The following is a 21,903-nucleotide window of genomic DNA, read 5'->3' on the forward strand; positions in this document are numbered from 1 at the left end:
TAACTCGTCGCGCTTGCTCGTAGTTGTCGCCTTTACGCGGGAATGGTGCGGCAGCGCGACGAGGGGAGCGGTGAGTGGGCGGGATCACTCTGGCGCAGGACGAACCGGCGGTGGCACCTCCCCACGCCCCCGTACCACCACCGGATCCGGACGGCGGCCCGAGCCCGCGACGGGTGCGGCTGGTCTTCCTCGCGCTGCTGCCGGCCCTGCTCCTGGCGGCGCTGGAGCAGATGATCGTCGCCACCGCGCTCCCGAAGATCGCAGGAGAACTGCACGGCCTGGACCGGATGTCGTGGGCGATCACCGCCTACCTGCTCACCGCCACCGTCGGCCTTCCGATCTACGGCAAACTGGGCGATCTCCTCGGCCGCAAGGGCGTCTTCCAGTTCGCGATCGCCGTCTTCGTCATCGGCTCCGCGCTCGCGGGCCGGGCGCGGACCATGGACCAGCTGATCGCCTTCCGCGCCCTCCAGGGCGTCGGCGCGGGCGGCCTCATGATCGGCGTCCAGGCCATCACCGCGGACATCGTGCCGCCCCGGCGGCGCGGCCGCTACATGGGCCTGATCGGCGCCGCATTCGGCCTGGCCTCCGTGGCCGGACCGCTGCTCGGCGGCTACTTCACGGATCACCTCTCCTGGCGCTGGTGCTTCTACGTCAACGTCCCCTTCGGCCTCGTCACCCTGGCCGTCGTCGCCGTCACGCTGAAGCTCCCCAAGCCGGCCACGCGGGCCCGGCTGGACGTCCTCGGCGCGCTGCTGCTGACCGCCGCCTCCACCTGCCTGGTCCTGCTGACCAGCTGGGGCGGCACCGAGCACGCCTGGGACTCGCACATGATCCTCGGTCTCGCCGCCGGAGCGCTGGCGGCGACCGTCCTCTTCCTCGTCACCGAGCGCTTCGCCGTCGAACCCCTCATCCCCCTGCGGCTGTTCAGGGACTCCGTCTTCAACGTCACCGGCCTGGTCGGCCTGGTGGTCGGCGTGGGCCTGTTCGGCGCCGCCGGTTACCTGCCGACGTACCTGCAGATGGTCGACGGGGCGACCGCCACCGAGTCGGGCCTGCTCATGCTGCCGATGACGGCCGGCATCGTCGGCGCCTCCATCGTCGTCGGCCGGCTCATCAGCCGCACCGGCCGCTACAAGGCCTACCCGGTCCTCGGCGGCGCCCTCTCCGCCGTCGGCATGTGGCTGCTGTCGCGGCTGGAGGCCGGCACGCCCCGGCTGCACTACAGCATCTGGACGGCCGTCCTCGGCGCCGGCATCGGCATGGTGATGCCGGTACTGATCCTCGCCGTGCAGAACTCCGTACGCCCCGCCGACCTCGGCACCGCGACCAGCGCCAACAACTACTTCCGCCAGATCGGCGGCAGCGTCGGAGCCGCCGTCTTCGGAACCCTCTTCGCGGACCGTCTCGCCGACGCCCTCCACGAGAGCCTCCCCGCGCGCGGGGGAGCCGGACTCCCGGACCCGGAGTCCCTCACCCCGCAGCTCGTGCACGCACTGCCCCCGGCCCTGCGCGACGACTACATCCGGGCGTACGCCGAAGCCATGCCGCGGATCTTCCTCTACCTGGTGCCGGTGCTCGTCCTCGGACTGGTCGTCGCCCTCTTCCTCAAGGAGAAACCCCTGGTGTCCCACAACGTCTCCGTCACCGACCCGGACACGGCGCCGGGGAACGCCCCCATCCCGCCGGCCCGGACCGCGTACGCCGCCGGCGTGCCCGTGTGCGGCTCGGTGCAGCACCACGACGGAACCGTCGTACCCCGCGCCGCACTCACCCTCATCGACGTCACCGGGCAGCAGACCGGGCGCGTCGCGAGCGGCGAGGACGGGCGCTACGCCCTGGCCACCCCGGGCCCGGGCTCGTACGTGCTGATCGCCGCGGCCGGTGGTCACCAGCCGCAGGCGGTCACGGTGACCGTCGGCGAACGTCCCGTCGAACTCGACATCGTCCTCGGCGGCGCCGGAAACCTGATCGGTACCGTCGTCACCGCCGACGGCACGCCCGTACGGGACGCCACCGTCACGCTCACCAACGTGCACGGCGAGGTCGTCGCCACCACCCGCAGCGGCCGGGAGGGCGGCTACGTCATCACCGAGCTCGTCGCCGGCGAGTACACCCTCGCCGCCAGCGCGCCCGCCTTCCGCCCCGCCGCGCTTCCCGTCACCGTCCAGGCCGCCCGCGAGACCCGCCGGGACATCGAGCTGGCCGGCGGCGCCGTGCTGCGCGGCACGGTCCGGGCGGGCGGCGGCCGTCCCGTGGAGGACGCGCGCGTGACACTGCTCGACGTGGCCGGCAACGTGGTCGACACCCTCACCACCGGGGCCGACGGCACCTTCCGCTTCGTCGACCTGTCCTCCGGCGAGTACACCGTCATCGCCGCCGGCTACCCACCCGTCGCGACCGTGCTCCAGGTCGCCGGAGGAGGCCGTACCGAGCGGGATCTCCAGCTGAGCCACGAGGGCTGAACGGGCACCGGCCGAGCACCGGACAGCACCGGCGCGCGGGGTCGCACGCCGGTGCGAACCCCGCGGCGGGCAATTCCCGCGTTGCCTCACATCGCCGCCTCCCCTGGCCGTACGGTGGTGATGCCTGGACAGATCTTGCGTCCGTGGGGAGAGAGGGCCTGGGCCATGGACCGTGGCACCGACAAGGCTGAGCAGCGCACAGGCACGGAACCCGCCGAGCCCGGCCGCGTCCCGCTGGCCGTCGTCGTGGTCGACCGCGACGGCCTCGTCTCCCACTGGAGCCGCGGCGCACGGCGCCTGTTCGGCCTCTCCAAGGAAGAAGCGATCGGCCGCACCGCACTCGACCTGCTCCCCGTCTCCGGCGCCCTGCCCGAGGAGCCGGCCTCCGGCGCGTACGCCGCCCCCGGCGGGCAGGACAGCAGCGCCCGCACCGCCTCCGGTGGGCACGACACCACCGCGTACGCCGCCTCCGAAGGGCCCGGTCCGGACCTGGAGGCCTCCCTCGACGGAGGGCTCTCCTACCCTGCGGCCGGCCGTGCCCGGCTCACCGCGTCCGGGGACGGCCGGGTCGACGTCCTGTGGTGGGCCTATCCGCTGGTGGGCCCCGGCCCCGAGCGGCTGCTCGTGCTGGCGGCCGACGCGGACGGACTGCGCGCGGACGACGGGCCGTTCGAGCGGATCGCTCCCGGCTTCGCGCTGCACACCGACTTCCCCGGCGCGGAGGACCTCGCCCGCCGGCTCCCCGAGATCCTGCCGAGCATGAGCGTCGGCGAGAGCGCCCGGATCGTCACGCAGGTCCTCGAATTCGGCTATCCGATTCTGGAGTTCAGCCAGAACGACCGGGTGCCCGTCACCCCCGACTGGGGCGTGGCCCGGCGCGCCGAGCGCAGGGCGCGCCGGGAACGGGCCGCGCGGGCCCTGGCCGCCGGCGAACCCGTGCCCGAGGACCTGCGGGACGAAGGCGAGGACCTCGAGTACGCCGCCGTCCGTGAGCGACTGGAGTTCCTCAACGAGGTCAGCGGACGCATCGGCACCTCCCTCGACCTGGCGCGGACCATCACCGAGGTCAGCAGGGCCGTCGTGCCCCGCTTCACCGACGTCGCCGGGACCTATCTGCGCGAACAGGTCGTCGCCGGCGAGGGGTTCGAGGACGGTGTGCCCGACACGACCACGATGTGGCACCGGGTCGCCGTCGAGCACACCGACGAGCCGGGCCGCTGGGACGACGTCGTCCCCGTCGGAGAAGCCATGCCGTTCCCGGCGCACACGCCGTTCTTCCAGTGCATGACCAGCGGTGAACCCGTGCTCGTGCCGCGCATCAGCGAGGAGATGGGACACGCCATCGCCGCGCAGTTCGAAAAACGCGACATCCGGCCGCTCATCACCGGCCGCTCGATGCTCGTCGTGCCCCTCAAGGCGCGCAACGTCGTCCTCGGCTTCATGATCCTGCTGCGGCACCCCGAGCGTCCCGTCTTCAACGACATGGACCGCGTCACCGGCGCCGAACTCGCCGCCCGGGCGGGCCTCGTGCTCGACAACGCCCGCATGTACACCTTCCAGGAGAACGTCGCGGAGACGCTCCAGGACAGCATGCTGCCGCACATCCCGCCCCGCATGGCCGGCTGCGACATCGCCACCCGCTATCTGCCGGGCACGCTGCTCGGACGGGTCGGCGGCGACTGGTTCGACGCGGTGAAACTGCACGGCGGACGCACGGCGTTCGTGGTCGGCGACGTCATGGGCCACGGCCTGAACTCGGCTGCGATGATGGGACAGTTGCGCACTGCCGTACAGACCATGGCCGGGCTCGACCTGCCGCCCGCCCAGTTGCTGCGCAATCTCGACGACCTCGCCCAGCGTCTCGGCGACAGCTATCTGGCGACCTGCCTGTACGCCGTCTACGACCCGATCGCGAGCGAGCTCCACCTCGCCAACGCCGGGCACATCCCGCCCGTCCTGGTCCGGGCCGACGACGGTCGCAGCGAACTGCTGGACCTGCCCACGGGCGCGCCCATCGGCGTCGGGGGCGTGCCGTTCCAGGCCGTACGCGTGCGCGTCGAACCCGGCGACCGGCTGGTGATGTGCACCGACGGGCTGGTCGAGGTGCGCGGCGAGGACATCGGGGTCGGCCTCGCGACGCTCTGCGAGTCGGCCGCGCACCCGGCCGCGTCCATGGACGACGCCTGCGACACCATCATCCGGGCGCTCAACACGCGCGGTGGCCGCAAGGACGACGTCGCCCTGCTGATGGCACGCCTCAACGGCATCGAGCCGGACGACGTGGCGGAATGGCGCCTCGCCCTCGACCCGGCCGAGGTGGGCCGGGCCCGCGCCGCGGTCCGCGAGCAACTGCACGACTGGGGCCTTGCGAAGCTCGTCGCGGCGGCCGAGCTGATGGCCGGTGAACTCGTGACCAACGCCGTACGGCACTCCCACACCCGCCCCGCCGGCCTGCGGCTGGTCCGGGGCGACACCCTGCTGTGCGAAGTGGACGACGACGACCACGAGTTGCCGACGCTGCTCCAGGCGGGTCCGCTCGACGAGGCCGGGCGCGGTCTGCGCGTGGTCAGCACGCTGGCCCGCGAGTGGGGGACCAGCCGGACCCGGACCGGCAAGACGGTCTGGTTCGAACTCACGCTGCCACGGCGCTGAACACCGTCCGTGCTGCCGCGCGGGCGCGGTGCTGAACGCCGTCGGTGTTGTTGCGCGGGCGTGGTGCTGGTCGCCGTCGGTGTTGTTGCGCGGGCGCGGTGCTGATCGCCGTCCGTGCCGCCGCGGGAGCGGCGCCGCACCGGCGGCCGGGTTTCCTCGGCGCGCCCGGCCCGCCGCCGGCCGGCGGCCCCGCTTAGGCCGGACACGAAGGGGCGCCGCGCCCGCGTTCTTGTCGCCGCGGCCCGGGCGCGGTACACCGTACTCGCCCGTCGTGTGGCGGGATTCGTTCGCACCCCGGGGAGTGGGCCATGAGCGTGACGAGCAGGTACCGGGAAGCCTGGGAGGGGTTCTGGCGCGAGGCGTCCGCCGAGCCCGGGGCGGTGTTCTGGGACGCGGAACCGGTCCTGACCGCGGGCCCGCACCTCGCCCTGTTCGAACCGTATCTGGCCGATCCCGCGCTGCCGTTGGTGGATCTCGGCTGCGGCAACGGTACGCAGACCCGCTATCTCGCCGACCGCTTCCCGCACGTCCTGGGCGTCGACCTGTCCGCCGCTGCCCTCGACCACGCCCGGCGGGCCGACCCGGCGGGGCAGGCCGCCTACCGGCAGCTTGACGCCGCGGCGAAGGAGGAGACGCAGGCGCTGCACGCGGAGCTCGGTGACGCCAACGTCTACCTGCGGGGTGTCCTGCACCAGTGCGAGCCCGACGACCGGCAGTCCCTGGTCGACGGGATCGCCACGCTGGTCGGAGACCGCGGCCGCGCCTGTCTGGTGGAGCTCTCGGGTGCCGCCAAGCCGGTGCTGGCGGGCCTGGCCGGCGACCCCGACGGCCCGCCGCCCAAGCTCGCGCCGGTCTTCCGGCACGGCATCGCGCCGGGAGAGGTGTCGGACGAGGCCGTGCCCGAGTATCTGGGAGCGGCCGGTCTGACGGTGCTGGCGAGCGGTCGGCTGCCCCTGAAGACCACGGAGTACCGACCCGACGGCACCCGTATCGAGCTGCCGTCCACCTGGCTGGTGGCGGGGCGTACGGCCTGAGCCGGGCGGCCGGGCGGCCGGGCCGGCCGGGCCGGGGGCGTGGTCTGGTGGGCGATGGATTTGTCGGTGTACGGTCACCCTGCCCCGGTCCGTGCACCTGCCTCGTCCCCACGGAGGACAGTCATGCCGATGCCCTGGTCACGGATGCCGGCCGTGTCAGCGGTGTCGGCGCTGCTGGTCGCCACCTCCGTCGTCACGACCGCCGCCGCACCGGCTCCGGCTCCCCGCCCGGTACGGGACAGCGTCCACACCGCCGGCCGGGTCGAGGACGGCGGCGACGTGCTCCGGTACAGCTGGCCCGGCGTCTACTTCGAGGGCCGGATCCGGGGCACCGGCGTGGGCGTCGTGCTCGACGACCCGGCCGCCGACTACGACGTCCAGGTCGACGGGGCCACCGTCGCGACCCTCGTGACCCCGGGCAGGACCACGCACTGGATCAGGGGTCTGCGCGACGCCGCGCACACCGTCCGGCTCGTCAAGCGCAACGACACCCCGTGGAGCACCAGCTCCTTCGGCGGATTCGTCGCCACACCGGGCGGCGCCGTGCTGGCCCGGCCGGCCGCGCGCAGCCGCCAGATCGAGTTCATCGGCGACTCCCTCACGGCCGGCTACGGCAACCTCTCGGCCTCCCGCGAATGCGACGGCGAGCAGCTCAAACGCACCACCGACGCCGACGTGAGCTACGGCGCCCTCACCGCCCGCGGGCTGCGCGCCGACTACCAGATCAACGCGTACTCGGGCCAGGGCATGGTGCGCAACTACAACGGAAGCTCACCGGAGGTGAACTACCGCAGCTTCTACGACCGCGCGCTGCTGAACGTGCCGGGAGACGTATGGAAGAACCCGGGCACCTGGCGGCCGCAGCTCGTGGTGGTGCACCTCGGCACGAACGACTTCTCGACCCCGGTCAACCCGGGCGAGCCGTGGACCGGTGAGAGCCTCGCCGCCGCCTACCGCAGCGCCTACAGCGGCTTCCTCACGAAACTTCGGCAGCGCTACGGGACCGCCACCACCATCCTCGCCGTCGGCACCGGCCCCTTCGCCGGCCATGTCGAACAGGTCGTCCGCGAACGCACCGGCGCGGGCGACCGCCGCGTCCGCCTCTGGGCCCTCGACACCTCAGGCCTGGACTTCACCGGCTGCCACTGGCACTACTCGGCCCGTGACCACCGCCTCCTGGCCGACCGCCTCACCGCGTTCCTCGCCGACCTGCCGATCCGTTGGTGAGAGGTTCGTAGCCCGTTACGCCCGCAGCGCGTAACGTGACGAGCCATGAACATCTCCGCCCGGGACGGCTCGTCATGAGAATCCTCATCAGCGCCGACATGGAGGGCGCCACCGGCGTCACCTGGCCCGACGACGTCGTGCCGGGCGCCTCGCAGTGGGAGCGCTGCCGTTCCCTGTTCACCTCCGACGTCAACGCCGCCGTGCTGGGATTCCACGACGGCGGTGCCGACGAGGTGATCATCAACGAGGCGCACTGGTCGATGCGCAACCTCCTGCTGGAGCAGCTCGACGACCGGGCGCAGCTGCTCACCGGCCGGCACAAGACCCTGTCCATGGTGGAGGGCGTGCAGCACGGCGACGTCGACGGCATCGCGTTCGTCGGCTACCACGCGGGCGCCGGCATGGAGGGCGTCCTCGCGCACACCTACCTCGCCAACTCCATCACGGGCGTGTGGCTGAACGACGTACGGGCGAGCGAGGGGCTGCTGAACGCCCATGTCGTCGCCGAGTACGGCGTGCCGGTCGTGCTGGTCACCGGGGACGACATCGCCTGCGAGGACGCGCTCGGATACGCGCCCGAGGCGCTGAAGGTCGCCGTCAAGGACCACGTGTCGCGCTACGCGGCGGTGTGCCGGACGCCCGCGAGGACGGCGGCGGACATCCGGGCCGCCGCCAAGGAGGCCGCCGCGCTGGCGGTGCGTCACGAACCCGTCCGGGGCGGCCCGTTCACCGTGGCCGTGGAGTTCGACGCCGAGCACCTGGCGATGGCCGCCACCGTCGTCCCGGGTGTGGACCGGATCGGGGAGCGCAAGGTGGCGTACACGAGCGAGACCATGTATGAGGGCATCCGCGCCTTCAAGGCGGTCACCACGATCGTCTCGGCCGCGGTGGAGGAGCAGTATGGCTGAGCAGGTGGACGAGCAGGCGCTGGACGAGGTCGTGACGTACACGTCCGGCCTCATCCGGATCGACACCACCAACCGGGGCGGGGGCGACTGCCGCGAACGGCCCGCCGCCGAGTACGCCGCCGCACGGCTCGCCGACGCGGGGATCGAACCGACCCTGCTGGAGCGCACCGAGGGTCGCACCAACGTCGTCGCCCGCATCGAGGGCAGCGACCCCTCGGCCGGTGCCCTGCTGCTCCACGGCCATCTGGACGTCGTGCCCGCCGCTGCCGCCGACTGGAGCGTGCACCCGTTCTCCGGGGAGATCCGCGACGGGGTCGTCTGGGGGCGCGGCGCCGTCGACATGAAGAACATGGACGCGATGATCCTGGCCGTCGTGCGCGGCTGGGCCAGGCAGGGCGTGCGGCCCCGACGGGACATCGTGGTCGCGTTCACCGCGGACGAGGAGGACAGCGCCGAGGACGGCTCCGGATTCCTCGCAGACCGGCACCCCGGCCTGTTCGAGAACTGCACGGAAGGCATCAGCGAGTCGGGCGCCTTCACCTTCCACGGCGGCGACGGACGGCAGATCTACCCGATCGCGGCCGGGGAACGCGGCACGGCCTGGCTGAAGCTCACCGCCCGCGGACGCGCCGGGCACGGCTCCAAGGTCAACCGGGACAACGCCGTGACACGTCTCGCGGGTGCGATCGCCCGGATCGGCGCGCACGAGTGGCCGCTCAGGCTCACCCCGACCGTACGCGCCGCCCTCACCGAACTCGCCGCGCTGTACGGCATCGAGACCGACCTCACCGACGTGGACGCGCTGCTGGAGAAGCTCGGACCGGCCGCCGCCCTCGTCGAGCCGACCCTGCGCAACAGCGCCAACCCGACCATGCTGGACGCCGGTTACAAGGTCAACGTCATTCCCGGCGAGGCCGTGGCGCACGTGGACGGCCGGTACATGCCCGGCGGCGAGGAGGAGTTCCGCACCACCCTCGACCGGCTCACCGGGCCGCACGTGGACTGGGAGTTCCACCACCGCACGGCGGCCCTGGAATCGCCGGTGGACTCGGCGACGTTCGCGGGAATGCGGGCCGCCGTAGAGGAGTTCGCGCCCGAGGGACACGTCGTGCCGTTCTGCATGTCCGGCGGCACCGACGCCAAGCAGTTCTCCCGCCTCGGCATCACCGGCTACGGCTTCACCCCGCTGAAGCTGCCGGACGGCTACGACTACGCGGCCATGTTCCACGGGGTCGACGAGCGGGTACCGGTCGAGGCGCTGCACTTCGGTGTCCGCGTACTCGACCGGTTCCTGCGGACGGCCTAGGAGAGTGGGGGAGACGGTGCGGACGCTGGCCTACGGGGCGTGGCCCTCGCCCATCGACGCGGCCCTGACCGCCGCGCACGACGGGCACCCGGAGTACGTGGGCTTCGTCGGCGACGAGGTGTGGTGGACCGAGCCGCGCCCCGCCGAGGGCGGCCGGCGCACCCTGGTACGGCGGCACGCCGACGGCCGGGAGGAGCCGCTGCTGCCCGCGCCGTGGAACGTGCGCAGCCGGGTCATCGAGTACGGCGGGCACCCGTGGGCCGCTCTCGTCGGCGACACCGGACCGCTGGTGGTGTTCGTGAACTTCGCCGACCAGCGGCTGTACCGCTGCGAGCCCGGCGGTGAACCCCGCCCCCTCACCCCCGAGTCACCGGTGGGCGAGGGCCTGCGCTGGGCCGAGCCGTTGCCGCTGCCCGAGCGGGGTGAGGTGTGGTGCGTGCTGGAGGAGTTCACCGGGGACGGGCCCACCGACGTGCGCCGCGTCCTGGCCGCCGTCCCGCTGGACGGATCCGCCGCCGAGGACCGGGGCGCGGTACGCGAACTCACCGACGGCCGGCACCGGTTCGTGACCGGGCCGAAGCTCTCGCCCGACGGGCGCCGGGCCGCCTGGCTCGCCTGGGACCATCCGCGGATGCCCTGGGACGGCACCGAACTGCTCGTTGCCGACGTCACCCCCGAGGGCACCCTGAGCGGCGCCAGGACCGTGGCCGGCGGCCCCGGCGAGTCGATCCCCCAGGCCGACTGGACCCGCGACGGACGCCTGTTGCACGCGAGCGACCGCACCGGCTGGTGGAACCTCTACCTCGACGGGAGGCCGCTGTGCCCGCGCGAGGAGGAGTTCGGCGGGGCGCTGTGGAAGCTGGGATCGAGATGGTTCACCCCGCTGGAGAGCGGTCTGATCGCCGTGGTGCACGGCAGGGGCGCCACCGCCCTCGGCGTACTGGACCCCGAGACCGGTGAGGTCGTCGACGCGGCCGGCCCCTGGACCGAGTTCGCCCCCACCCTCGCCGCCCACGGCGAACGGGTCGTCGCCGTAGGGGCCAGCCCGCGCAGCGCCTACGAGGTCGTCGAGCTGGACGCCCGCACCGGCCGGGCCCGGGTCGTCGGTGCCGAGCACGACGACGCCGTCGATCCGGCCTACTACCCCGAGCCGCAGATCCGCACCTTCACCGGGCCCGACGGGCGCGGCATCCACGCCCACATCTACCCGCCGCACCACCCCGGCTGCGTCGCGCCCGGCGACGAACTGCCGCCCTACGTGGTCTGGGCGCACGGCGGGCCCACCGGACGCGCGCCGCTCGTGCTCGACCTGGAGATCGCCTACTTCACCTCGCGCGGCATCGGCGTCGCCGAAGTGAACTACGGCGGCTCCACGGGGTACGGCCGCTCCTACCGCGAGCGGCTGCGCGAGCAGTGGGGCGTGGTGGACGTCGAGGACTGCGCCGCCGTGGCCCTGGCCCTCGCCGACGAGGGCACCGCCGACCGGGCCCGGCTCGCCGTCCGGGGCGGCAGCGCGGGCGGCTGGACCGCTGCGGCCTCGCTCACCACCACCGACGTCTACGCCTGCGGCACCATCAAGTACCCCATCCTGGACCTGGCCGGCTGGGGCACGGGGGAGACCCACGACTTCGAGTCGCGGTACCTGGAGAGCCTGATCGGGCCGCTCGCCGAGGTGCCCGCCCGGTACGCGGAGCGCTCGCCCGCCGCCCACGCCGACCGCCTCACCGTGCCGTTCCTGCTGCTCCAGGGCCTGGAGGACGTGATCTGCCCGCCCGTCCAGTGCGAGCGGTTCCTGGCCCGGCTGGACGGCAGGCGGGTGCCGCACGCGTACCTCGCCTTCGAGGGGGAGGGCCACGGCTTCCGCAGGGCGGAGACCATGGTGCGCGCCCTGGAGGCCGAACTCTCCCTGTACGCCCAGGTGTTCCGCCTGGAACCGCCAGGCGCCCCCACCCTGGAGCTCACCAAGTGAAACACCTCGTCCGCCCGCCCCGGCTCGCCCCCGGCGCCCGCGTCGCCGTCGTCGCGCCGAGCGGGCCCGTGCCCGAGGAGCGGCTCCAGGCCGGGCTGGACATCCTGCGCGGCTGGGACCTCGAACCCATGGCGGCGCCCCATGTGCTCGCCCGGGACGCGGAGTTGCCCTACCTGGCGGGCACGGACGCCCAGCGGGCCGCCGACCTCCAGCGTGCCTGGTGCGATCCGTCCGTCGCGGCCGTGCTGTGCGCCCGGGGCGGGTACGGCGCCCAGCGCATGGTCGACCTGCTCGACTGGGAGGCGATGCGGGCGGCGGGCCCGAAGGTGTTCGCCGGGTTCAGCGACGTCACCGTCCTGCACCAGGCGTTCGCCACCCGCCTGGGCCTGGTCACCCTGTACGGGCCCGCGGCCGCGGGCGTCGACTTCCTCAAGCACGCCAGGGCCCAGGAGCACCTGCGGGCCACCCTCTTCGAGCCCGAGTCCGTGCGGACCCTCACGGCCCCGTCCCCGGGCGGCACCGCACTGGTCCCGGGCCGTGCCCGGGGCGTCACGCTCGGCGGCTGTCTGAGCCTGCTCGCGAGCGACCTCGCCACCCCGCACGCCCACCCCGGGGCGCGGGGCGGACTGCTGCTGATCGAGGATGTCGGCGAGAGCCCGTACCGCCTGGACCGCTGTCTGACCCAACTGCTGCGCTCCGGCTGGCTCGACGGGGTCGCCGGGATCGTCCTCGGGTCCTGGGAGGGGTGCGGCCCGTACGAGGCGGTGCGCGCGGTCTGGGCCGACCGGCTCGGCGGCCTGGGTGTCCCGGTCGTGGAGGAATTCGGTTTTGGACACGGTGCGGGCGCTCTGACCATGCCCCTCGGAGTGCGGGCCGTTCTGGACGCCTCGGCGGGCACGCTGACGCTGGAAGAGCCGGCCCTCGGCTGACGCCACGATGATCGAAGGACCGCCAAGGAACCTCGTCATGGTGATCGACGGCTTCTGACGACTGGGGGCGCACAGTCGGCGCGGTTACTGTGGCGGGGTGCCGCATCACGCATCCCGCCACCTCGCCGAGGGCCCCCGGGTGGGCATCCGCCACTTCACCCACGAGGACGGCGCCGAGTTCACCGCCCGCGCCCGGGAGAGCAAGGACCTGCACCACCCGTGGCTCTTCCCGCCCACCACGGCACAGGCGTACACCGCCTACGCGGGCCGCCTGATCGAGGACCCCGCCAAGGCCGGTTTCCTGGTCTGCGAGAAGGACGACGGGGCCATCGGCGGGTTCATCAACATCAACAACATCGTCGAAGGCGGCTTCCAGTCCGGGGCGCTGGGCTACGGCGCCTTCGCGCACGCCGCCGGCCGGGGGCTGATGCGCGAAGGACTGGACCTCGTCGTGCGGTACGCCTTCGGCCCGATGCGGCTGCACCGGCTGGAGATCAACGTCCAGCCGGGGAACGCCGCGTCGATCGCCCTGGCCCGAAGCTGCGGGTTCCGTCTGGAGGGCTTCTCGCCGAAGATGCTCTTCGTCGACGGGGCCTGGCGCGACCACGAACGCTGGGCGATCACCACCGAGATGATCACCGGAGCGGGGCGCCACTGAGCCCCGTCGCCGCCTACGCCTGGCGGTCCACGTACTCGTAGACCGACCCGTCCGGATGCAGGGCGATCAGATTGCGGCCCGCCGGTGAGGCGATCGGGCCCGCGACGATGTGGGCGCCGAGCCCGGTCAGCACCTTGTGCGTCTCCTCGACGTCCGTCACCGCGATCGTGGCGGCGACCTTGCGCAGCACCTCCAGTTCGGCCGGGGGACCGCTCATCAGCAGGAAGCAGCCGATCGCCGCCACCTGGACACCTCCCCGCTCGAAGCGCTGGGCTCTGCCGCCCGCCAGTCGCTCGTAGAAGGGGATCGCGGTCTCGAGGTCCTCGACGCAGACGCGCAGTGTGGCACCCAGAATCTCCATGCCGCCGAGCCTAGTGCCGCGGCAGACGGCGTTCGCCCCGTCGCGACGCCCGGCACGCCGTTCCTTGACGGGCGAACGTTGCCTGCCGCGGCACTAGTTACGCGCGGGGGGCCGAGGGTACCCGGCCGGGCATGAAGCCGTTGGATCACCTGGAGCATCTGGACAAGCACCTCGTCGACGAGCTGGCACAGGTGGCGCGCGAGACCGTACGGGACGAGCTGCGCGAGCAGACGCGCAAGCAACGCCGCAAGGCCGCCGTGTACGCCGCGTCCGGCGCGCTCGCCCTGTACGCGGGCGCGGCCCTCGCCCTCGCCGTCGGGCTGGCCCTCGCCCTCGGCCTGCCCGACTGGGCCGCCGCGCTGATCACCGCCGTGATCCTGGGCGCCCTGGCCTACGTGCTGCGCGGCATGGCCCGCCCGCACCGGCCGGGCCCGGAGCACGCGGCCGGCATGGCGAACGGGGACGGCGCCCGGCAGACCGCGGCCGGGGCGGCCGGCGGCGCGCCGTATCCGCCGGTTCCGCCGGCCCCGCCCGGCGGGACGGCCGCGCCGGGCCCCGTGCCCCCGCGGCCCGCGGAGGCCCCGGACGTACCCCGCCGCGGGGTGTGATGCCCGGTGCGCACGGCAGGAACCAAGCGCGGCCGCGTGGTGGTCGTGACCGGGGCCAGCGGCGGTGTCGGCCGGGCCGCGGTCCGTGCCTTCGCCGCACGCGGCGACCGGGTCGCCCTGCTCGCCCGCGGGCGTGAGGGACTCGCCGCCGCCGCGGACGACGTGGAACGTGCCGGAGGAGAGGCCCTCGTCGTCCCCGTCGACGTCTCCGACGCCAAAGCCGTCGAGGACGCCGCCCAGCAGGTCGTCGACACCTACGGCCACATCGACGTCTGGGTCAACAACGCCTTCACCGGAGCCTTCGCGCCCTTCACGGACATCGCCCCGGACGAGTTCCGGCGGGTGACCGAAGTGACCTACCTGGGCTACGTGTTCGGCACCCGGGCCGCCCTGCGGCACATGCTGCCTCGCGACCGGGGCACGATCGTGCAGGTCGGCTCGGCGCTGGCCTATCGGGGCATCCCGCTGCAGTCGGCGTACTGCGGGGCCAAGCACGCGATCCAGGGGTTCAACGAGTCGCTGCGCTGCGAGCTGCTGCACGCGCGCAGCGGGGTGCGGACCACGATGGTGCAGCTGCCGGGCCTCAACACCCCGCAGTTCGACTGGGTGCTGAACCGGATGCCGGGGCGTGCCCGGCCCGTGGCGCCCGTGTACCAGCCGGAGGTCGCCGCCCGGGCCGTCGTGCACGCCTCGTCGCACGCCCGGCGCCGGGAGTACTGGGTGGGTGGCTCCACCGCCGCCACGCTCCTCGCCAACGCGGTGGTCCCCGGGCTGCTCGACCGCTACCTGGCCCGCACCAACGTCGACGCGCAGCAGGAGGACGGGCCGGCCGAGGGGCCCGCGAACCTGTGGTCCCCGGCGGACGGTCCGCATGGGCGGGATTTCGGCGCGCACGGGCGCTTCGACGCCGAGTCCACGGACGACAGCCCACAGCAGTGGTTGTCCCGCAACCGGGGGTGGCTGGGCGCTGCCCTCACCACGGCGGCCGCCGCCCTGACCGTACGCAAGCTGACCGGCCGGGCGGGGCGCCAGGCCGTGTCCGCCCGCCCGGGCGTCCTCACGGGCCCCTGAGCTCTTCCGGGCCGTTCTCGTTCCCTGAGCCGTCGAGGAACCGCAGCAGTACGGCCGCCTCCGCCCGCAGCCGAGCGGCACGGCCGGCGTGGGCGGGGGCGGTCAACTGCGCTGCCGCCGCCAGCCGTTCGGCGGCCTCGGCGCGCACGACGTCCACCATCTCTCCCTCGCTGAGCTCGCGCCGGACCGCCTCGGTGGCGCCGGCGCCCACCGGTGAGGCCTCCAGGGCGGCGGCCCGGGGCACACTGCCGTCCACGGGCACCGCCTCGGCGTTGTCCAGCGCGGCCAGCGTGCCGCGCAGAGCACTCACCGCGGCCTTGTCCCGGGCCCGCATCGCTTCGGGCAGGGCATCACGCATACGAAGACGTACAGACATGCCGACGACGGTAGGCGACCCGGTACACGTCCGCCGCCGGATTTCCCGTGCACGGCCGCCCCCGGCATTCCCGGTCGCGCGCGTCCGAGCCCTGCTTCGACGGTTACGAGCGCCCGCCCCCGCATGTCCCGGGAGCGCGGGTCAGACGGCCTGCTGGAGCTGCGGCAGCACCTTGGTGCGGTAGAAGTCGAAGAAGCCGCGCAGGTCCGGGCCGATCTGGTTCACGTAGATCCGGTCGTAGCCGGCGTCGGCGAACTGCTTCAGTTCCGCCACGTGCTCGTCCACGTCGTCGCCGCACACCCGGTTTTCCCGCACCATGTCCTCGGTGACCAGCTGCTGCGCCTGCTCGAAGTGCCTGGGGGAGGGCAGCACCTGACCCAGTTCGCCGGGTAGCTGCTCGTTCGCCCAGAGCCGGTGGACGGTCCGGACGGCCTCCTCCTTGTCCATGCCGTAGCAGACCTTCGTGCCGCCGCTGACCAGCTTTCCGCCGCCTCCGCCCTTGCGGTACTGCTCCACCATCGCCTCGTCCGGCATGACCGAGATGTAGCCGTCGCCGACGCGGGACGCGAGCTGGGTCGCGGCGGGCCCGAAGCCGGAGATGTCGATCGGGATCGGCTCGTCCGGGACGGTGTACAGACGGGCGTTCTCGACCGTGTAGTGCGGCCCGTGATGATTGACCTCCTCGCCGCTGAACAGCCGCCGCATCACCTGGATGGCCTCCTCCAGCATGTCCAGCCGGACGTGCGCCGGGGGCCAGTGGTCGCCCAGGATGTGCTCGTTGAGCGCCTCACCGGAGCCGACACCCAGCCGGAAGCGGTTGTTCGTCATCACCGCGCTGGTCGCCGCGGCGTGCGCCACCACCGCCGGATGCATGCGCACGGTCGGGCAGGTCACCGCCGTCTGGATCGGCAGGGACACCGCCTCGGACAGCGCACCGATCACCGACCACACGAACGGGCTCTGGCCCTGCTCGTCGTTCCACGGGTGGTAGTGGTCGGAGATCCACAGCGCCTGGAACCCGGCCTGTTCGGCCATCCGCGCCTGCTCGATCAGCTCGGCGGGCCCGTACTGCTCGCACGAGAGGAAATATCCGTACTCGGGCATGGGAGAGTGCCTCCGCGACGTCGGCGGTCCGTATCCAGCACCGGGTACCCGTGGCGGGGGCCGGAAACCGGCGCCGTCCGTGTGGGCGGGCCACGCCGACGTTTGGGTGCCCTGGCCGGGGGGACGCGGAAGGCTCCCGAGCTACGCGACAGCGCCGGAGGCGAGCGACCGTGAGTCGACCCCGCATCCTGGTCGTCGGTGCCGGATTCGCCGGTTACCGCACGGCCCGCACCCTGTCCCGGCTCACCCGGGGCCGGGCCCACATCACCCTGCTCAACCCGACCGACTACTTCCTGTACCTGCCCCTGCTGCCCCAGGTCGCCGCCGGCGTGCTGGAACCGCGCCGGGTCACGGTCTCCCTGTCGGACACGCTGCCGGACGTACGGCTGGTGCTGGGCGAGGCCGAGCGCATCGACCTCGACGGCCGCACACTGCACTACACCAGCCCCGAGGGGGAGGGCGGCACCCTCGCGTACGACCGGCTGGTGCTCGCCGCGGGCAGTGTCAACAAGCTGTTGCCCATCCCCGGTGTCGCCGAGCACGCGCACGGCTTCCGGGGGCTGCCCGAGGCGCTGTACCTGCGCGACCACGTCACCCGGCAGGTGGAGCTCGCGGCCTCCTCCGACGACCCAAAGACGTGCGCCGCGCGATGCACCTTCGTCGTGGTCGGGGCGGGGTACACCGGTACCGAGGTCGCCGCGCACGGGCAGATGTTCACCGACGCGCAGGTGCGCAAGCACCCGCTGCGGCAGGGCATGCGACCGCGCTGGATGCTGCTGGACGTGGCTCCGCGGGTGCTGCCCGAGATGGACGAGAGGCTCTCCGCCACCGCCGACCGGGTCCTGCGGCAGCGGGGCGTGGACGTGCGGATGGGCACCTCCGTGCAGGAGGCCACGCACGAGGGGGTCGTGCTGACCGACGGCGCGTTCGTCGAGACCCGGACGCTGGTGTGGTGCGTGGGCGTACGTCCCGACCCGCTGGTCGAGTCCCTCGGGCTGCCCATGGAGAAGGGGCGGCTGCTCGTCGACCCGCATCTGAAGGTGCCCGGGCGGCCGGAGTTGTTCGCGTGCGGTGACGTGGCCGCGGTACCCGATCTGGAGAACCCGGGGAGCTGCACGCCGATGACCGCGCAGCACGCCTGGCGGCACGGCAAGATCGCGGCGGAGAACGTCGCCGCGTCGCTCGGCCTCGGTGGTGCGCGCAAGCCCTACCGCCACCGCGACCTCGGCTTCGTCGTCGACCTGGGCGGGGCGAAGGCCGCCGCCAATCCGCTCGGCGTGCCCCTGTCCGGCGTACCGGCGGGGGCGGTGACGCGGGGCTACCACCTCGCCGCGATGCCCGGAAACCGCGTCCGGGTCGCGGCCGACTGGCTGCTGGACGCCGTACTGCCGCGCCAGGCCGTGCAGTTGGGGCTCGTACGGTCCTGGTCGGTGCCGCTGGACACGTCGTCGCCCGAGGTGGCCCGGGTGGCCGGCGGGCCGCAGCGGCAGGGAGCGAGCGCCCGGTCCGGGCCGGGAGCGGCGCTCGCGGCCGACACGGACGACGGGGGCGCCGGCGACGGACCGGGCCGGTACCGGCCCCCCGATGAGCCCGCGAAGGGGCAGCCCGGATCCGGGGCGACGCAGGTGCGGCCCGGATCCGGGGCCGCGCGATGGCACGCACAACTGCGCTCGGAGTCCGAGACGGCGAAGGGCCGTCCGAAGGCGGACCGCCCCGGCTCCGGGCACGCGCGGCCGCTCACCGAGTCCGAGACGGCGAAGGGCCGCCCGGCTGCGGGCGCCGGGCGAACCGCCGACGAGCCCGCGAAGAACCAGCCAGGCGGTGAGCCGGCCAGGAACCAGCCGGGTGGTGAGCCCGCGAAGAACCAGCCCGGCCCCGGGCACCCTCCCGGCTCCGGACACCAGCCCCCGGAACCCCACCCCGCGCCCGGCCCCGTCAAGCGAACCGAAGTCCCGGACGACCGGGACGACTCCACGAAAGGAGACTCATGAACACCGGTGAACTCACCGACCTCGGACAGCAGCTGCGGGTGGACAGTGTCCGCGCCGCGGCCGCCGCGGGCTCCGGGCACCCGACGTCCTCGATGTCCGCGGCCGACCTGATGGCCGTCCTGCTCGCGCACCACCTCCGCTACGACTTCGACCGCCCCGCCCACCCCGGCAACGACCGCTTCGTCCTCTCCAAGGGCCACGCCTCCCCGCTGCTGTACTCCGCGTACAAGGCGGCCGGCGCCATCGACGACGACGAGCTGCTCACCTTCCGCAAGCTGGGCAGCCGCCTCGAAGGGCACCCCACCCCGCAGCGTCTGCCCTGGGTCGAGACGGCCACCGGTTCGCTCGGGCAGGGACTGCCCGTCGGGGTCGGCATCGCGCTGGCCGGCAAGCGGCTCGACCGCACCGGCTACCGCACCTGGGTGCTGTGCGGTGACAGCGAACTGGCCGAGGGTTCCGTGTGGGAGGCCGCCGAGCACGCCGGGTACGAGCACCTGGACAACCTCACCGTGATCGTCGACGTCAACCGGCTCGGCCAGCGCGGTCCCACCCGGCACGGGCACGACCTGGACGCCTACGCCCGGCGCTTCCAGGCCTTCGACTGGCACACCATCGAGGTCGACGGCCACGACGTGGACGCCGTCGACCGCGCCTACGCCGAGGCCGCCTCCACCAAGGGCCAGCCCACCGCGATCCTCGCCCGCACCCTCAAGGGCAAGGGCGTCGAGGGCGTCCAGGACAGGGAGGGCCTGCACGGCAAGCCCCTCCCGGAGGCCGAGGCCGCGATCACCGAACTCGGCGGCCCGCGCGACATCCGCGTCCGGGTGCAGGAGCCGCCGGCCGCCCGCATGCTGCACTCCGTGCACACCGGCGACTTCGAACTCCCGAGGTGGGACAAGGGCGAGGAGGTCGCCACCCGCAACGCCTTCGGTGAGGCGCTCGCCGCTCTCGGCACCGGCCGCGGCGACATCGTCGCCCTGGACGGCGAGGTCGGCGACTCCACCCGCGCCGAGTTCTTCGCCAAGGAACACCCCGACCGCTACTTCGAGTGCTACATCGCCGAGCAGCAGCTGGTGGCCTCGGCCGTCGGCCTCGCCTCCCGCGGCTGGGTGCCGTACGCCGCCACGTTCGCGGCGTTCCTGACCCGGGCCTACGACTTCGTCAGGATGGCGTCCGTCAGCGGGGCCGGCATCAACCTCGTCGGCTCCCACGCGGGCGTCGCCATCGGCCAGGACGGCCCCAGCCAGATGGGCCTGGAGGACCTGGCGATGATGCGGGCGGTGCACGGCTCGACCGTGCTGTACCCGTGCGACGCCAACCAGACCGCCCGGCTGGTCGGCGCGATGGCCGGCCTGGAGGGCGTCCGCTACCTGCGCACCTCGCGCGGCGAGAGCCCCGTGATCTACGGCCCCGACGAGGACTTCCCGGTCGGCGGCAGCAAGGTGCTGCGCTCCTCCGGTCAGGACCGGCTGACCCTCGTCGCGGCGGGCGTCACCGTGCACGAGGCGCTGGCGGCCGCCGACGCCCTGCAGCAGGAGGACATCGCCGTGCGGGTCATCGACCTGTACTCCGTGAAGCCCGTCGACCGGGCCACCCTGCGCCGGGCCGCCGAGGAGACCGGCTGCCTGGTGACCGTGGAGGACCACCACCCCGAGGGTGGCATCGGGGACGCGGTCCTCGACGCCTTCACCGACGGGCGGCCCGTGCCGCGCCTGGTGCGGCTCGGTGTGCGGACCATGCCGGGTTCGGCGTCCCCTCAGGAGCAACTGCGCGCCTCGGGCATCGACGCGGAGTCCATCGCGGCGGCCGGACGGCTGCTGGTCGAGGAGGCGGTCGTGCGGTGAGCGGCGGCGACGGCACGCGCAGGGTGCGGGCGGGCCGCCGCACGGTGGAGGTGCACCGGCCGGAGAAGGTGCTGTTCCCGGGCGGCGGCGACGCCAAGGAGTACACCAAGGGCGACCTGGTGGACTACCACCGGGCCGTCGCGCCCTACATGCTGCCGCACCTGCGCGGCCGCCCGCTGATGCTGGAGCGGCACCCGGACGGCATCGACGGCCCGACGTTCATGCAGAAGAACACCCCGGAGCACTACCCGGAGTGGATCCCCCGGGTCGAGGTGGCGAAGGAGGGCGGCACGGTCCGTCACGCCGTCTGTGACGACACGGCCACCCTGCTGTACCTGGCCGACCAGGCGAGCATCACCCTGCACCGCTGGCTGTCGCGCGCCGCCACGGTGGACCACCCCGACCGGCTGGTCTTCGACCTCGACCCGTCGGGGGACGACTTCGAGGCCGTGCGCGCGGCCGCACGGCTGCTCGGGGAGCTGCTCGACGAGCTGGAACTGCCCTCGGCGCTGATGACCACCGGCTCGCGTGGGCTGCACGTGATCGTGCCGCTGAACGGACGGCACGACTTCGACGACGTGCGGGCGTTCGCCCGGGACGTCGCCGACACCCTCGCCCGGGCGCACCCCGACCGGCTCACCACGGCGGCGCGCAAGAAGGAGCGTGGCGAGCGGCTCTACCTCGACATCCAGCGCAACGCCTACGCCCAGACGGCCGTCGCGCCCTATACGGTCCGGCCCCGCCCCGGCGCCCCGGTGGCCACCCCCATCACCTGGGACCAGCTGGACGATCCGGAGCTGCACGCCCGCCGGTGGACCGTCGCCGACGCCGTCGAGCAGGCCCGGACCAACCCCTGGTCGGGCGTGCCGGGCCGCGGCCGGGCGCTGGGACCGGCCCGGCGGCGGCTGAACGCCCTGCGCGGCTGAGAACCCCCGGCGATCTTCCGGTGAGTGTCAGATGCATGCAGCCGTAGAGGTTTGGCGAACACGCTTGCGGCCACACGGAGGGGGAGGTGGCCATGTCGAACACAAAAAACACGCAAGAGTCACAGGATTCACAGGAGTCCCAGAACTCCCGGAACTCGAGCAAGACGAACGACAAGCAGACGGCCAAAAGCCGGCCGAGCCCGATGGAGGTGCTGCGCGAGGCGCGCGGTCAGCTCGCGGAACTCACCGGGATGGAAGCCGAGTCCGTGTCGTCCTTTGAGCAGACGGAGGAGGGCTGGGCGCTGGAGGTCGAGGTCCTCGAACTCGAGCGCGTACCCGACACGATGAGCCTGATGGCGAGCTACCAGGTGGAGCTCGACGTAGAGGGGCAGCTCACGGGTTACCGGCGCGTCCGCCGCTATGAACGCGGTCGGTCCGACGGGCGCAGAGGCGGCCGCTAGGCCCCTGACAGGA

The 21,903-nt window shown here is 73.3% G+C and carries 18 protein-coding genes; 15 read left to right on the forward strand and 3 right to left on the reverse strand.

The window, feature by feature from the left end; translation table 11 throughout:
• Positions 1-74: 74 nt before the first annotated feature.
• From AB0937_RS31625 to AB0937_RS31665, 9 genes are all read left to right on the forward strand, one after another.
• Entirely contained in the window at positions 75-2,465 is a 2,391-nt protein-coding gene (locus AB0937_RS31625) for an MFS transporter (protein ID WP_366716514.1), read from the forward strand.
• Positions 2,466-2,630: 165 nt separating this feature from the next.
• Positions 2,631-5,117, forward strand: a complete 2,487-nt coding sequence (locus tag AB0937_RS31630; protein ID WP_366716516.1) for a SpoIIE family protein phosphatase — start codon at positions 2,631-2,633, stop codon at positions 5,115-5,117.
• 308 nt (positions 5,118-5,425) lie between these two features.
• Positions 5,426-6,151 carry a class I SAM-dependent methyltransferase gene (locus tag AB0937_RS31635; protein WP_366716518.1) on the forward strand — a complete coding sequence of 242 codons (726 nt, stop codon included), beginning with the start codon at positions 5,426-5,428 and terminating at the stop codon, positions 6,149-6,151.
• A gap of 129 nt (positions 6,152-6,280) precedes the next feature.
• Positions 6,281-7,378: a GDSL-type esterase/lipase family protein gene (locus AB0937_RS31640; RefSeq protein ID WP_366716520.1), complete on the forward strand. Its 1,098-nt coding sequence runs from the start codon at positions 6,281-6,283 to the stop codon at positions 7,376-7,378.
• Positions 7,379-7,452: 74 nt separating this feature from the next.
• Positions 7,453-8,286, forward strand: coding sequence for a M55 family metallopeptidase (locus AB0937_RS31645; RefSeq protein ID WP_366716522.1), 834 nt, complete (start codon positions 7,453-7,455; stop codon positions 8,284-8,286).
• Positions 8,279-9,592, forward strand: coding sequence for a M20/M25/M40 family metallo-hydrolase (locus AB0937_RS31650; RefSeq protein ID WP_366716523.1), 1,314 nt, complete (start codon positions 8,279-8,281; stop codon positions 9,590-9,592). Before AB0937_RS31645 ends, AB0937_RS31650 begins: the two co-directional genes overlap by 8 nt.
• Positions 9,593-9,596: 4 nt before the next feature.
• Entirely contained in the window at positions 9,597-11,561 is a 1,965-nt protein-coding gene (locus tag AB0937_RS31655) for a prolyl oligopeptidase family serine peptidase (protein WP_366716525.1), read from the forward strand.
• Positions 11,558-12,490 carry an LD-carboxypeptidase gene (locus AB0937_RS31660; protein WP_366716527.1) on the forward strand — a complete coding sequence of 311 codons (933 nt, stop codon included), beginning with the start codon at positions 11,558-11,560 and terminating at the stop codon, positions 12,488-12,490. Before AB0937_RS31655 ends, AB0937_RS31660 begins: the two co-directional genes overlap by 4 nt.
• A 97-nt stretch (positions 12,491-12,587) precedes the next feature.
• On the forward strand, positions 12,588-13,148 hold the full coding sequence (locus tag AB0937_RS31665; RefSeq protein ID WP_366716529.1) for a GNAT family N-acetyltransferase: 561 nt from the start codon (positions 12,588-12,590) through the stop codon (positions 13,146-13,148).
• A 13-nt stretch (positions 13,149-13,161) separates the two neighbouring features.
• Here AB0937_RS31665 and AB0937_RS31670 read toward each other — a convergent pair whose 3' ends face one another.
• Positions 13,162-13,509 carry a VOC family protein gene (locus tag AB0937_RS31670; RefSeq protein ID WP_366716530.1) on the reverse strand — a complete coding sequence of 116 codons (348 nt, stop codon included), beginning with the start codon at positions 13,507-13,509 and terminating at the stop codon, positions 13,162-13,164.
• Between the two features lie 131 nt (positions 13,510-13,640).
• On the opposite strand from AB0937_RS31670, the gene AB0937_RS31675 reads away from it, so the two are divergent.
• Positions 13,641-14,117, forward strand: a complete 477-nt coding sequence (locus tag AB0937_RS31675; RefSeq protein WP_366716532.1) for a phage holin family protein — start codon at positions 13,641-13,643, stop codon at positions 14,115-14,117.
• 6 nt (positions 14,118-14,123) lie between these two features.
• Positions 14,124-15,188 carry an SDR family oxidoreductase gene (locus AB0937_RS31680; protein WP_366716533.1) on the forward strand — a complete coding sequence of 355 codons (1,065 nt, stop codon included), beginning with the start codon at positions 14,124-14,126 and terminating at the stop codon, positions 15,186-15,188.
• Here the strand turns inward: AB0937_RS31680 and AB0937_RS31685 are convergent.
• Together AB0937_RS31685 and AB0937_RS31690 are read right to left on the reverse strand one after the other, a co-directional pair.
• Entirely contained in the window at positions 15,175-15,522 is a 348-nt protein-coding gene (locus tag AB0937_RS31685; RefSeq protein WP_366716598.1) for a hypothetical protein, read from the reverse strand. The genes AB0937_RS31680 and AB0937_RS31685 overlap by 14 nt on opposite strands.
• Before the next feature lie 183 nt (positions 15,523-15,705).
• Positions 15,706-16,668 (reverse strand): TIGR03557 family F420-dependent LLM class oxidoreductase, encoded by a 963-nt coding sequence (locus AB0937_RS31690; protein ID WP_366716535.1) that lies wholly within the window; start codon positions 16,666-16,668, stop codon positions 15,706-15,708.
• Between the two features lie 170 nt (positions 16,669-16,838).
• Here AB0937_RS31690 and AB0937_RS31695 point away from each other — a divergent pair, with 170 nt between their 5' ends.
• From AB0937_RS31695 to AB0937_RS31710, 4 genes are all read left to right on the forward strand, one after another.
• Complete coding sequence (locus AB0937_RS31695) at positions 16,839-18,659, forward strand: FAD-dependent oxidoreductase (RefSeq protein ID WP_366716537.1); 1,821 nt, start codon at positions 16,839-16,841, stop codon at positions 18,657-18,659.
• A complete protein-coding gene (locus AB0937_RS31700) occupies positions 18,656-20,503 on the forward strand; it encodes a transketolase (RefSeq protein WP_366716539.1) in 1,848 nt (615 codons plus the stop codon). The genes AB0937_RS31695 and AB0937_RS31700 overlap by 4 nt, the downstream gene beginning before the upstream one ends.
• Positions 20,500-21,429, forward strand: a complete 930-nt coding sequence (ligD, locus tag AB0937_RS31705; protein ID WP_366716540.1) for a non-homologous end-joining DNA ligase — start codon at positions 20,500-20,502, stop codon at positions 21,427-21,429. Before AB0937_RS31700 ends, ligD begins: the two co-directional genes overlap by 4 nt.
• 92 nt (positions 21,430-21,521) lie before the next feature.
• Positions 21,522-21,890: a gas vesicle protein gene (locus tag AB0937_RS31710; protein WP_366716542.1), complete on the forward strand. Its 369-nt coding sequence runs from the start codon at positions 21,522-21,524 to the stop codon at positions 21,888-21,890.
• Positions 21,891-21,903 lie beyond the last annotated feature (13 nt).

Source organism: Streptomyces sp. NPDC047880 (genome assembly GCF_040706515.1).
Classification (GTDB): Bacteria; Actinomycetota; Actinomycetes; order Streptomycetales; family Streptomycetaceae; genus Streptomyces.